Below are 13518 nucleotides of genomic sequence, written 5' to 3'. Positions count from 1 at the left end.
TAGTCCTACTTCGTTAGAATGTTCCTGATGATTACCCTTTGCTGAACTGGGATGGCTGACATTAAACCATTCACCAGGACAAGCCAAGTGACAGATAAAACCTACACCCAGGCATATTGATCAGTATGAGGCAGGCTACTTATTTCTTTTACTGTTCCCCTCCTAGGGCCTGCCGCCCCTGCGGTTTCAGTAGTGAAACTCCAGATTTAAATTCTCTTTCAAAGCCTAAATAACAATTTCCACACCAGTCGGAACTTTCCTCTTATTTTCTGATCGTTCTGGGATGGAAAGAGTAGTGAATAGTTGCATGAATTGGGAGAAAAGTTTGAAGCAGTAGTATCTCAGTACTCTTTTTCTCAGGCAGTTTCTATTCCATTATTGATCCTGTAAATACTGAAGTGCACCATAAAACGGTTCTGTATCAAGGTTCAACTTCGACAACTTGGCATTCAGAAAATCTTTGAGTGATAGTGGTCTCTCAAGTACTGAACGGAGGTCATATCCATCCATAAGAAAAATGGACTTATCGGGATTTTGCTTTAGAAGCGGTACCACATTACTGGACCATCCATTAATTGATGTAAACAGTCCCAGTGTTTGTTTACCAGACCGGTTTACTTGTCCCAGCAGCCCATCGAGTTCACGGATATCAGAAAGCTTCTGGCGCCATCGGCATTCAACTATATAGTGCCATCCATCTAATTTGAATGCACCATCAATCTGTTCTGCACCATTATTCCTCTGAAAACTTCGGTGAACGGGTATTTCGTGTAAGTCGAAAAGCCTCGTCAGCAACTCCTGTAACAAGAAGCCTCGTTGGTGCGGATCTGAGTTATCTTTTACCATTTCATTGAACATCATGAGCAAAATAGCGGAGTGTTTTTGAAATAGTGTTTGTTTCTCATTTGCTAAACGTGCTAATTCCTCGCGTCGTGCCAACTCTCGTTGCTCTGCCTCACGAGCTTCCATAAGCCGAACTGTGCCCATAAGTTCTCTGGCCTTTTGTACAGTAGCGCGGGCAGCATACTCATTTTCCGCAAGATGGAATGCATTCCACTCAGAAGTAATTTTTAGAATGGCGCGGATCGAACTACGGTACTCAGGAGACTTATCCAACTCATCCAGGAGAAGAGGGGCAACCTGGCGTTTAGTTAATAGTTTATTTGTAGTTGGATCACGGCGTCCAAACAGCCGCTCCGCCAGCATTGGAGGAACGCCGGCTGGTTTAAGAAGAAGATCAATAAGCGTTCGCTTAATGTGGACGAGTGTCGATATTGCTTCAATCGCAACTCGTCGTTCTTCGACTCCGAGATCAGTAGACATCGAATCTCCTTTCTATGCAAAAAAGAAAAGATAACCAGTAATGGTGAACCGCGCATCGGGCCGTACCTTCGATCACGTTGTTCTGTACTGTCTCTCTCAGGTTACACCAAAAATGGTATGTCGATCTACCTGTAGAAAATCCAGGAGTATGCCTACTACACTTTGGGCACTTGCGGATAACTGTCCCACAGGAATAAAAGACTTATGATAAGCCGCCTCTTCAAATGCTAAGGCCGTCTGTAAAAACCAATCTTCCCTTGCAAAGCGACAGAAAAAATCTGCAAGAACATCAGCACGCACACGTTCAACAGCACGTATTAATTCGATCTTTTTCTTTTTCCCTAAAACATTAAACAGAATGAAAGCGTTTGCTCTTCCACGAGACCCAAAGCGGATGCCTTCGTCAATTCTCTCCCGGAGGCTCTGCTCATCAAGAAACACTGCGTCACGAAGTACGAAGTCCAACGTAATTAATAGAAAAGCTAATGATAAATAGAATAAGCGGATTACCATGGTACGGTCTTGTAACCGTGTCGATTCCTGTGCGTAATACAAAAGGTCTTCAATATGAAGATTTACAGAATCAAAATCAAGTCTTAGTAATCGACTTTTAGAAGCATCTATACGCTCCTTGAAGCGCCCGACAAGCTTGTCTTCTTGAGGGATAACCGCATTAAGGAATTCCTCATCCGAAAAGCGCTCATTTTGAGCATTTTGAGCAATGAGTTTGTCTAACATCGTCGATCCGATTATGCGAATTTGCAACCGCGATGCAAACGCGCTAGCTGCCTTACGCCTATCAGTAGTAGCAACTACCGCATGCTCCACACCAACAGCACGTCTTAACCCCTCAACCCAAAGAATTCGTTCGAAAACCTGCGCATGCTTAATCTTATACTTACAATCCACAATTACACGTGATCGATGTGTGGGAGAACCTACACCATAAGCCCAAAGGTCGAGATCGGTAACTTCTTCACTGTTGAATCGAAACTTTATATTACGCACAGGAAAGTAACCTATCTGGAGGAAAAACGCACGGACAGCTTCCTCTGCTTTGTACCCTCCGTTATTATTCTGTGCCATTAGAAAATCCTCCCGGTGCGAAGAGATTGAAGCATATCTATAAATTTTCCGTCTGATGGAGCCACAATTTTCTTTTTTCGTACCTTCCCTCGGTTTTCCTCAGGACCTGAATAAGTTATAACCGGAGAACCGGGGAGACGTTCAAGAAGAGATTCCGAGCTACCACTTCCTTGAGTAAGTACTTCCAATGCAACTATACCTACTTCTTTTTTTAATAGCCGCAGGTTATAACAGCCTGCTTTAATGCCCTCCCTCGTCTCGACGACACGCTTTAACTCCAGATATCTATAGTCCTGGCCAGCTGCTGTGTTTTCATTTAACCACTCGCCTCGAATAAGCTTCTCAAGGAGTAGATGAAGTTTGAATATCCTACCCCGAGAAGCTGAACTGCGAGTCATACCATATGCAAGAGACGATACAAGTGCCTTCGCGTAATCAAGAGTATCCTCCTCCCACGGGTTACCGTATTTGGAGAATGATGCAGGACGTGTGACGTATAAGACCTCCTCATTCTCGTTAGCCACTCTATTAACATCAAAAAGAGCTATGGACTGAAGCTTTGAAAATAGGCTTGAACCAAGAAGTTTCTTAGCTTCATCAACGGTAGCATAACCACGTGTGGCAACTATTTGACTGAATTCGTTAACCTTATGTTGTTCACTACTAGACAATGATTGAAGAACACTATATGTCTTTTTAGCATCGTTTGACCGAAAGATATTACCGTTGAAATAAAGTTTGTCCTTGGATGCTAAGTTTATTTCCTCAGCATCAACAAAACCTATATCCTCCGCCTGAGCAAGTGTTTCCTGAGTACGTTTCTTGGTTAGTCTATATTGATCAGAAACGTATTCTCTCATTTCCCTCGCAAGTATAGGTTCTTGTGATACACGTTCTGCAATGTCTACAACAGCCAGTTCTTCGGGCTCAGGACTTAGGTCATCAAAAATTTCGGCTGTTTTCTCTAAAATAGTGCCATGAGTAAGGCCAAGGATGGCTACTTCACCGTTCTTCGAACGACTAATAAGATGGCGTTCCTCCATTTTTTCAAGCAAAACTGGTAACTCTAGATCTGGGTTTATGCTATTAGCTTTTGCCAGAGTCGTAAGCTTTCTCTTTGAAATACTTTGCTCGTCAGTTGCCGATAGTATTGACAAGGTACGACCAAATTTACCAGCGCTTTCAATACATGTAAACTGACCTTGCGCATCAACCTTTTGAAGTTTTAATGAATGGGCAATAAGCCAAGCACCTTTCGTTCGTGTGGGAATAGTCATTTTCGACCTCTCCGAAGTTCTGCTAGTATTACATTTTAATAAGAATTCGGCAACAAATTAGGTACTGTCACGGGGACGGTTCTGTTGACAACAACAACATCAACGCTGGCGTTTGTCCCGTAAGGAGAGCTCTGACGGAGGGCCGTTCACGCGATACGGTGCGGTGAAGACTCGGTTAAGGGAACAGGCGCGCGCATCGTGCCCGCCGTAGTTATAGGGTTTGATACGAAGCAATCAAGAACAACTCGTCCAATCCGCCATCGCCTGAAAAGTAACATCGGCTCTATAAACGGGCCGTAGTTCCCTCCAAGGCAAGCCGATGTCGCCGTCGGCCCGGAGCACTGCTCTCCGGTGGGACGGACGATAGCGCCTCGCTACCTGTTTCAAATACTACCCAGTTCCATAAACCTTTCCATTGGTTATATTTTCCCACAGTCGTCGAGACATTTCAACCTGCGGGGTAATATAATGCATAAATTTGTCTGAATTTGTTCACAATCATCTTTCGAGGATCCCGCATTAGTTAAACACTATTGGCTGGCGTTCGTCACACAATGAGAGCTCTGACGGAGGGCCGCTTACGCGGACACGGTGAAGACTCGGCTAAGCGAACAGGCGCACACATCGTGCCGAATTCACGGAAGGAATTTAACAGGCATGGAAAAAGGCTGTTTATTGCCCAATCCGGCTTCATTGAAAAGGTAATGTCAGGCTCTATACGTGCGCCGTGGTTCGCTCCGAGGCGAGCCGATGTCGCCGTCGGCCCGGAGCACTGCTCTCATGGGGGTACAACGCCAGCGAAGCCTGTTTTTTTCCGTGGTTTTCCTTTCAAAAATCAGGAGCACCTTCCTTTAGAAGATGCCCCTACCGTTTCTGTAAACCGTTTTGTTTTTCCGCTGCTATCGTGTTTTCTTAGTGCTTGCGATCAGGCGCGCTCCCCTAAAAACCGAACGGCCTCGGTCACTTCACCGCCGGGTCCTGGTGAGCGTTATGCAACGGCTTCATATCCGCATCCGTTTCCGGTTCCCACACCCAACCGCCCGCGTCCCACTTCCCTATTCGCCAGCCGCCTTTGGTAGAGCATGCTCATTAAGATCTTTGTACAGTCTGGCCTGTGCCGCCGAAAGCTGAACATCCGTTTGGGCGTCCACGGGCTGTTCGACCTTTACGTCAGGCTCGACGCCCTTATTGTTTATATCCCGCTTTTTCGGCGTGAGGTACTTGGCGGTGGTCAGTTTCAGGCCGGCCCCGTTTTTCAGATCGTAAACCGTCTGAACCACACCTTTCCCGTAAGTTCTCACGCCCATAACCACTCCCGCGCCGGTGTCTTTAACGGCGCCGGCGACAATCTCCGCCGCGCTGGCGCTGTTTTCGTTTACCAGAACCACCAGCGGCAGGGAGAGCCGGTAAGCATCCGCCTTGTGAACCTCGTCCCGCCCTTCCCGGTATCTGACGTAAACCACCGGTCCCTTCGGCACGAAGTTATCCGCCACCGCCACCGCCGCGTTCAACTCACCGCCCGGGTTGTCTCGAAGGTCGAGGATTACCGCCCTCATACCTTTGTTCCGGAGGTCATTGATCACCTTGGAGAGTTCGTGCGGCGTTTTTTCGGTAAACTGGGCGACTGAAATATACCCGATTTTTTCGGGGAGAAGCTTTCCCTCAACCGACGGCACACTTATCTCCTCCCGGGTAAGGGTCACCTGCAGCGGTTTGCTCCCTTGGCGCATTATGGTGATCGTCACCTTTGTTCCCACCGGGCCGCGCATAAGATTAACCGCCGTTTCCAGGTCAAGCCCCTCCACCCGGTGGTCACCGATCTTTACGATGACGTCCCCGGCCTTGATCCCCGCCCGTCCCGCCGGCGTGTCCGGAAAAGGCCTAATAACCGTCAACTGTTCGTCTCTGATGCCTACGACAATTCCCAGGCCGCCGAACGATCCCCTGATCTGCTCCTTAAGATGTTGATAAGTTTTAGGTTCAAGGTAAACCGAATAAGGGTCGTCGAGAGAATCAACTATTCCTTTGGTTGCTCCATTAAGAAGCTGTTTAAGGCTTGCCTCCTCGATATAATTCGAACGGATAAGCGAAACAACTTCAAACAGGTTTTCAGCCTGGTTTAACCCGATAAACGCAGTCCCCAGTCCGATTAAAAGGCCGAACACCACCAACCCCACGCATCCGACCGCCAACCAGAACCGGCTCACGTTATATAACCGCACGCAATCCCCCCGTCCACGAATCCGTCTCCGGAAAAACTGTTTTACATTATACCATAGATACCGGCGCCGTCCGAAAACTATACCAAAACAAAACACCGGCTGACGATCCTCCGGTGTCAAAAACTTTTGCCGGATAAACACTTTGGCGGTTTACCCATTAAATCCTAACCCGGACAAGCCGGAACCAAAACTTCTCACCACAGAGTCACAGAGTTCACAGAGAACTGTAAAACAAAGAATATAGAATATAAAATGTAGAATACAGAATCCGGGACCGCTCGTAACCCGTAACCCGCAACACGGAACTCGAAACTGAATTAGCCCCCCTCCGTGTGCTCTGTGTCTCTGTGGTTGTTTTCTCTCGCCATCTTGCGTAGATCTTGGCGTCAAAGGCCCTACAGGTAATTGTTGGGGTTCTGGGGCGTGCCGTTAAGCCGTACCTCGAAGTGCAGGTGCGGTCCCGTCGACATGCCCGTGCTCCCGACGCGCGCGATCTGATTCCCGCACTTAACCTTCTGTCCTTCACGGACGCTGTAGCTGGAAAGGTGGGCGTAAAGCGTCGTCAACCCCCCGCCGTGGTCCAACATCACCACATTACCGTAACCGCTCATTGTACCGACATAAATCACCGTGCCGTCTTGAGCCGCAAGAACCGCCGCACCGTAAGACGCGGCGATGTCGATCCCGGAATGGTAACGCATCCGGTGAAGGATGGGATGCATTCTGTTACCGTACCCGGAGGAAATAACCCGCGTGCTCGGACAAGGCCATAGAAGCGCTCCGGTAACACGCTTCCCCTGCTTCGCCCTTTGGACGGCGATCTGACGCAGGATTTCGCGTTCCTGGGCCTCCAGAGCATCGAGTTCCCTCTCGAATCGTTTCAGATCACCCTTGCTGTCCGCAAGCAAAACCTCTTTCTCACCCTGGCGGGAGGCCATCTGGGCCTTGGCGGACAATTGCTGTGACCGAAGGGCAGCCAGATGGTCGCGTTGTGCTTCGACCTTCTGTTTATACTCCGCCACAGCCTCCCTGCGGGCGGTCATCTCTTCAACCAGTTCTTTGTCAAATGATGTAATCTCACGCAAGAAATCCGCCCGCGAAATCAGATCGTTTAAATCGGTGGCGCCGAACAACACGTCCAGGTAGCTTACGCTTCCCTCTTCATACATCGCCCGAAGACGCTGGCGGAATATCGTCACGGTCTCGTTGAGTTTGTCCTCGGCGTCCTTAAGATCCCGTTCGGCCTTCCGAAGTTTGGCCTCGGTTGCGCCCAATTCCTGGTCAATATTCTCAATCTCGCGTGATTTATCCCTTATGGCCTGGTCGAGTTTTTGAATCTCCTGCATGAAGCTGTTAACGGTCCGTTTCGTACTGGACACCGCGCTGCGTTTTTGGGACAACTTGTTTCTGGTCTCCTGCAGCTTTTGTTCTAAGGTTTTCCCCCAGGCGGCGGATAAAGCGCCTGTAAAGAGGCTCGCGACCAAAAATACAACCACAAGGCTACGCCAAAAACGCACCGGCATCACTCCCTAAAAAATCTGTTCTTCTTCTGGTGGGCGCGACAATAAGCAACGCATTGCTACGTCAGCCCGGTGAGCCGAATCCTCACGTACGCACCCAGTACGCTCCGGTTCGTCTGCACCGGTCTTCCTTGCACTGCATCACTTCTCCCCGCGCTCCGCCCGTATTACGCTACTGCTTCTAAGCAACCAGCTTACGAGTCGCGAGTTTCTAGTCAAAACCATAACCCTCAACCAATAGTCATTGCCTCTCCGCTGTTTCCCGGACTGAGGACTGAGGACTTTCGACTAAGGCCTGATAATTAAGTCCTGAATCCTAAGTTTAAATAGCTTCCCCTACTACCTACTCCCTACTATCTTACTGCTCTATACCGTAAGAAAACGGTGAATCGATAACGCACTCGACACCGCGCCGAGCAACACCCCGCACCCTAAAAGACAGCCGAAAAGCGGGGCTGCCACCTCGCCGCCGGGTACAGGATGTATAAACATAAGAGAAGCCTGACTGACCTGTTCGATAAGGGAAGTGTAGCCGTAATAAAGGAATCCCGAAGCCAGCGCGGCGCCGACAAAGCCGATTATTATCCCCTCCAGAATGAAGGGACCGCGTACAAACCAATTCGTCGCCCCGAGGAGTTTCATGACGCCGATCTCCTCCTGGCGGTTGAGAATCGAGAGCCGGATGGTGGTCATAGTCAAAAACACCGCCGCCAGACCGAAAAGCACCACCAGCCCGACCGCCGCGATCCTTACCCAGTTGGTAAGCTGGAGAAGCTTTTCCACGACGCCTTCCCCGTAACGCACCTTTTCAACCCCCGGAAAGGTCGCCGCCTGTTTGGCAATCAACGTAACCGAAGACGCGTCTTCAGGATGCAACCGGAAGGTGTCGGGCAGCGGATTATCGTCCTCAAGCCCGTTCAGAAGGTCGCTTCTTTCCCCAAGGTCGCGTCTCAGTTTCTCCAGCGCTTTTTCCTTAGGTATGAACGTCACCCCGGCCACGCCGTCTATTTTCCCCAGTTCCTTACCCAGTTGAGAAACAAGGTCGGCGGAAACGTCCTCCGCGACGAATACCGCCACGTCAATTCCTTCTTCCACCGCCCGGGAAAAATGTGCGGCGTTCAGAGCCAGCAGACATACAAAACCCAGAATAAGAAGAGCTACTAAAACCATTCCTGCTGCCGATGTAGCCAGCCAACCATTGCGGAAAAGGGAAACGAAAGCCTCACGCCACCAACGCAAAAGGGTCCTAAGTGCCATACAGATAGCTTCCCCTTGCCTCGTATTCCACAAGGCGGCCTTCATTTAGACTTATAATCTTTTTGTCCAGCGCGTTGACAATATCCAGTGCGTGAGTCGCCATTAAAACGGTGGTGCCCTCCCGGTTTATCTCAAGGAGAAGCCTGATAAGCTCACGGGCGTTTTCCGTATCGAGGTTTCCGGTAGGCTCGTCCGCCATAACCAGACAGGGCCGGTTGACCAGAGCCCTGGCGAGCGACACTCGCTGCTGCTCTCCCCCCGATAGCTGACCGGGGAAGGAACCTGCCTTGGTAAGAAGTCCGACCTGATCCAGGACCTCGGGAACCCGCCTTTTGATCTCGCGCCAGGGTATACCGTTGATTTCGAGGGCCAGGGCTACGTTCTCAAATACGGTTTTCCGCGGCAGCAAGCGGAAGTCCTGAAAAACCATGCCGATACGCCGGCGAAAGAGCGCCACTTCCTTGTGCTTCAACCGCCCGATATTCTTGCCGTCGAAAATTACCTGACCCCGTGTGGGCAGTTCCTCACGACAAATGAGCCTGATAAGCGTGGTCTTTCCCGCGCCGCTCGGCCCTGTGACAAAGAGGAAATCCCCTTTGTTCAACGTGATGGTCACGTCCGTAAGGGCCTTGACCGCGTTCTGGTATACCTTGGTGACATTGTACAGCCTTACCAATAGAGTCACTCCCACCGGACGCCGAAATCCATGCCTGCGTCTTCTTATTACATCGGTTCCTTATGAATCGAAATTAAATAGGATAAAAGGCAATTGTTTTCGAGCGTCCCGTATTATTCCTGTTGGTTCTTCGTGGTTAACTGAAGACGCCAACTTACTTGTCCATTCGACATTACCCTGATAAATCCTCTAAAAACGGGAAAATAAGTAAGGAACTTGTTGCCTTTGGTTCCTTAAAAAACAAAAAATGATAGGAGTTGTGGTTTAAGAAGAAAAAGTCAAAGAAAATCACCCGTGGGTGGTTTCAATGGAACAGGTAAGAGGGGGTTTAACTAAAAGGAAACGCCGGAACGCTGTCGCGGGGTGCCCTGTGTGCAGGAGGGTTGGATGCAAGTACCGGCATCGACTCCCCAACCCGCACTCAGGAAACCGCCGCTTTGCTGTCACAACTTCTTTCAGTCCGGTCTTTACCTTTTGCGTTTTATCGCTTTTTTTACCGAAAGCGCAATGTTGGCCGGGGTTAGCCCGTACTTGGCCAGCAGTTCAGCCGGTTTCCCGGATTCACCGAAGGTATCTTCGACCCCTACCCTTCTCAGGGGTACCGGGTAGTTTTCAGCTAAAATCTCCGCCACCGCGCTGCCCAGCCCGCCGATTATGCTGTGTTCCTCCGCCGTAACGACGGCGCCGGTCTCCCGCGCCGCCTGTATCACCGCCGAAACGTCGATGGGCTTGATGGTATGAACGTCGATCACCCGGACCTCGACCCCTTCCTTGCTTAAACCGGCCGCCGCCTCCAGAGCGGCCCCGACCATCATCCCGGTGGCGATAATGGCGGCGTCGTTCCCATCCCGGAGTGTTACCGCCTCACCCGGTCTGAACACAAAACCCTCCCCGTGTATGACCGGCACCGCCAAACGCCCGAGGCGGATGTAAACCGGACCGTTAATCGCGGCGGCCGCACGCACGGCGCCTGCCGTTTCAACGGCGTCCGCTGGAACAAAAACCGTCATGTTCGGGAGCACCCGCATCAGCGCGATATCTTCAACCGACTGGTGCGAACTGCCGTCCTCCCCTACTGTGATTCCGGCGTGGGTTGCGCCGATTTTCACGTTTAAACGCGGATAGGCGACGCTTTGCCGCACCTGGTCGAAAACCCGGCCGGTTGCGAAAACCGCGAAACTTGAACAAAAAGGGATTTTCCCTGCAGCCGCAAGGCCGGCGGCGGCCCCGATCATGTTTTGTTCCGCCACACCGAAATCAAAGAACCGCTCAGGGTAATTCTTTTTAAAATCTATGGTTTTAGTGGATTTCGCAAGATCAGCATCCAGAACCACTACATCCGGGTTTTCCGCACCTATTTGAACCAGCGCTTTGCCGTACGCTTCCCGGGTGGCTATCTTCTCCGACATACTCAACCCCCTCAAAGAAAATAAGCGTTCTTTATGTGGGGCGCAACTATAAGCTGCGTATAGCTTTGTCGGCGCCACCGGCCGGATGCTCACGTACGTTTCGAGTACGCTCCGCTCCGCCCGGCGTCGTCCTTCGCACTCTATTTGCTTCTCGTTGCGCTCCGTTCATGTTACGCTTCTGCTTCCAAGTTTCAAGCTCACGGGTCTTTACATTTTCATTCTTATCGCTATGCCTCCCGCTACACTTAGGCACAAAGCGTTACAAAAATAGTCCTTTATAAGATTTTATATTTCGTATTATGGTTCCCTTGGCGTCTTGGCGGTTATTTGATTCCCGCATTCCGCATTCTTTCAACCTTGAACCTTGAACTTTGAACGTTGAACCTCAAACTCCTAAGAAATAGGCGCCCCGAGCTCGATCAAGGCCTTCATCGACTGCTCTCCCTTCGGAGCGGAGCCGTGCCAGTCCACCTGATTTTCCATGAAGGACACACCTTTACCTTTTATCGTGCGGGCGACCACCATGGTCGGTTTATCCTTGATCCCTTTAGCTTCTTCCGCCGCTGCCAGAATCGCCTTTAAATCGTGACCGTCGATCTCGATGACGTGCCAGCCGAAAGCCCTCCACTTATCCGCTACCTGCCCGAGCGACATGACCTCTTCTACCGCGCCGTCTATCTGCAACCCGTTATAGTCAAGGAAGGCGGTGATGTTATCCAGTTTGTAATGCGCCGCCGCCATAGCCGCTTCCCAGACCTGGCCTTCCTGGGTTTCCCCGTCTCCTAGCACAACGTAGACCCGGTAATCCCGGCCGTCAAGCCTTGCGGCAAGCGCCATCCCGTTCGCCGCTGAAAGACCCTGCCCCAGTGAGCCGGTAGACATCTCCACACCCGGCAGTTTGCGCATATCCGGATGCCCCTGCAAACGGCTCCCGAGTTTTCTAAGGGTCATAAGCTCCTTTACCGGAAAAAAGCCGCGCTCCGCCAGGGTCGCGTACAAGAGCGGTGCGGCATGTCCCTTGGACAGTACAAACCGGTCCCTGTCGGGATCATCCGGACGTTTCGGGTCAATCCGCATCACCCCGAAATACAGCGCCGCTACGATATCGGCCGCCGAAAGCGACCCTCCGGGGTGGCCCGAACCCGCAGCGGTTATCATCAGAATGATGTAACGCCGTATCTCCATTACTTTTTCCTGCAACACATGAAAAGGCACCGACATCTTTCTCAACCTCCGGATCTATCTTCTTTCGTGGCAACTATTCAGCCGTAACCTGACACTTACGGAGCGCTGCGAGGAGTAATGCAGTGCAAGGAAGACCGGCAGAGACGAACCGGAGCGTACTAAGTACGTACGTGAGGATTCGGCTTTGCCGGCTGAAGCAGCAACGCGTTGCTTATCGCTGCGCCCCTCGGAAGCACCTGAATAATTACCTTTTGTATTCCTTGAACCCCTCTCCCAAAACCTCATGAACATCAGCCAAAACTATGAAAGCACGTGGGTCTATCCTGTAGACCGCTTCCTTCATCTGTGTAACCTCGCTCCTCGATACCACCGACAGCAAAAGGGTACGATCATCTCCCGTATAAGCCCCGGTCCCCCTCCACAGGGTTACGCCCCGGTCGAGTTCCTTGAGTACAACGTTTGCTATTTCCGGATACTTATCCGACACTATTAAGAAGGCCTTGGTGTACCCCAGGCCTTCCTGGACGACATCGACCACCCAGACCGAGACAAAGATGGTGATCAAGGCATACATCGCCAGTTCCGGTGAACGAAAAGCGAATCCGGCGGCAAGAACGACCGTCCCGTCAATAAAGAACAACAGCTGACCCACGTTAATACCGACGTAGCTTCGCAGGATCGCCGCCGCCAAATCGGTCCCGCCGGTGCTGGCCTTAGCCCGGAAGACAACTCCCAACCCCAGACCGAGCAAAACGCCGCCGTAAAGACTTGACAGAAAAGCGTCGGTGGTGGGAACAGGCAGGAACGGCACCAGAAAGTCCACCGTACCGGAAAGAAGCACCGTTCCCAAAAGCGAACGTAGGCTAAAACCCCACCCGAGACGAAACAACCCCCAGAAGAAAAGCGGAACATTCAGCGCCAGCATGGACACACCGACCGGAAAACCGAAAACATAATGGAGAACCGTAGCGATACCGCTTACTCCACCGGCTGCAATCTTGTTGGGCACCAGGAAGAGGTCCAGCCCCAGGGCTATCAAAACGACCCCGATTAAAAAAAGTAGTAAATTCCAGACCACCCTGCCCAGCATCGGCACCCCTGAACTTTAGCATGCCCTGGGATGCCGATGCAAAACAACGCCCGGCTGTTCGGAAGTCGGATGCAGGATGTCAGAAGTCGTAGGTCTTGAAGGAATTCACTGTTGCGGAATCCTCATGTTTAATCTGACATCTGACTTCCGGTTTCTGACATCTGAATCCGCGCCGGTCGTCTTCGCCTTTCGCGCCATGCTTGTTTTTCGCGACCTCCGGGAACTTTTCTAAGTTTGGTCACCGAAAGCCGTCAGGGACGTGCATCACCATCCCATGATTACCGCCGGATTTTCCGGAAGAAGCGGCGCAACTTCGTCCGGCTGACCTTAACCAAGAAACATGGAACATTTATGACATTCCGGGTGGAACGCTTTTATTTAATTCGCGCCCCTGCGGTTAATTCCTCCTTTTCCTCTGGGAAAAACAGCCTCTTCGACCGCCGTAACGCATCATCCGCTGATGAAATAAAAAA

Annotated in this window: 10 protein-coding genes; all 10 read right to left on the bottom strand. The window is 51.0% G+C overall.

Annotated elements, in window-relative coordinates; genetic code table 11:
• Window positions 1-375: 375 nt before the first annotated feature.
• Window positions 376-1323 carry a hypothetical protein gene (locus tag AB1500_08545; protein ID MEW6183210.1) on the bottom strand — a complete coding sequence of 316 codons (948 nt, stop codon included), beginning with the start codon at window positions 1321-1323 and terminating at the stop codon, window positions 376-378.
• Between the two features lie 96 nt (window positions 1324-1419).
• On the bottom strand, window positions 1420-2409 hold the full coding sequence (locus AB1500_08540; protein ID MEW6183209.1) for a hypothetical protein: 990 nt from the start codon (window positions 2407-2409) through the stop codon (window positions 1420-1422).
• On the bottom strand, window positions 2409-3686 hold the full coding sequence (locus tag AB1500_08535; protein MEW6183208.1) for a hypothetical protein: 1278 nt from the start codon (window positions 3684-3686) through the stop codon (window positions 2409-2411). The genes AB1500_08540 and AB1500_08535 overlap by 1 nt, the downstream gene beginning before the upstream one ends.
• 1055 nt (window positions 3687-4741) lie before the next feature.
• Window positions 4742-5908, bottom strand: coding sequence for a S41 family peptidase (locus AB1500_08530; protein ID MEW6183207.1), 1167 nt, complete (start codon window positions 5906-5908; stop codon window positions 4742-4744).
• Between the two features lie 395 nt (window positions 5909-6303).
• Entirely contained in the window at window positions 6304-7425 is a 1122-nt protein-coding gene (locus tag AB1500_08525; GenBank protein ID MEW6183206.1) for a peptidoglycan DD-metalloendopeptidase family protein, read from the bottom strand.
• 369 nt (window positions 7426-7794) lie between these two features.
• Window positions 7795-8685, bottom strand: coding sequence for a permease-like cell division protein FtsX (gene ftsX, locus AB1500_08520; protein MEW6183205.1), 891 nt, complete (start codon window positions 8683-8685; stop codon window positions 7795-7797).
• Entirely contained in the window at window positions 8675-9361 is a 687-nt protein-coding gene (gene ftsE / locus AB1500_08515; protein MEW6183204.1) for a cell division ATP-binding protein FtsE, read from the bottom strand. The genes ftsX and ftsE overlap by 11 nt, the downstream gene beginning before the upstream one ends.
• A 467-nt stretch (window positions 9362-9828) precedes the next feature.
• A complete protein-coding gene (locus AB1500_08510) occupies window positions 9829-10770 on the bottom strand; it encodes a transketolase family protein (protein MEW6183203.1) in 942 nt (313 codons plus the stop codon).
• 393 nt (window positions 10771-11163) lie between these two features.
• Window positions 11164-11991, bottom strand: coding sequence for a transketolase (locus AB1500_08505; GenBank protein ID MEW6183202.1), 828 nt, complete (start codon window positions 11989-11991; stop codon window positions 11164-11166).
• Window positions 11992-12199: 208 nt separating this feature from the next.
• Window positions 12200-13045 (bottom strand): YitT family protein, encoded by an 846-nt coding sequence (locus AB1500_08500; protein ID MEW6183201.1) that lies wholly within the window; start codon window positions 13043-13045, stop codon window positions 12200-12202.
• Window positions 13046-13518: the final 473 nt, after the last annotated feature.

The sequence above is a fragment of the Bacillota bacterium genome, from assembly GCA_040755295.1.
In the GTDB taxonomy this organism is placed as follows: Bacteria; Bacillota; Desulfotomaculia; order Desulfotomaculales; family Ammonificaceae; genus SURF-55.
This window is presented reverse-complemented; position numbering and strand designations above follow the sequence as displayed.

Excerpts from the sequence above, each read along its gene's own strand:
- AB1500_08545 (MEW6183210.1), bottom strand. The coding sequence starts at position 1,323 with ATGTCTACTGATCTCGGAGTCGAAGAACGACGAGTTGCGATTGAAGCA.
- AB1500_08540 (MEW6183209.1), bottom strand. The coding sequence starts at position 2,409 with ATGGCACAGAATAATAACGGAGGGTACAAAGCAGAGGAAGCTGTCCGT.
- AB1500_08535 (MEW6183208.1), bottom strand. The coding sequence starts at position 3,686 with ATGACTATTCCCACACGAACGAAAGGTGCTTGGCTTATTGCCCATTCA.
- ftsX (MEW6183205.1), bottom strand. The coding sequence starts at position 8,685 with ATGGCACTTAGGACCCTTTTGCGTTGGTGGCGTGAGGCTTTCGTTTCC.
- AB1500_08510 (MEW6183203.1), bottom strand. The coding sequence starts at position 10,770 with ATGTCGGAGAAGATAGCCACCCGGGAAGCGTACGGCAAAGCGCTGGTT.
- AB1500_08505 (MEW6183202.1), bottom strand. The coding sequence starts at position 11,991 with ATGTCGGTGCCTTTTCATGTGTTGCAGGAAAAAGTAATGGAGATACGG.
- AB1500_08500 (MEW6183201.1), bottom strand. The coding sequence starts at position 13,045 with ATGCTGGGCAGGGTGGTCTGGAATTTACTACTTTTTTTAATCGGGGTC.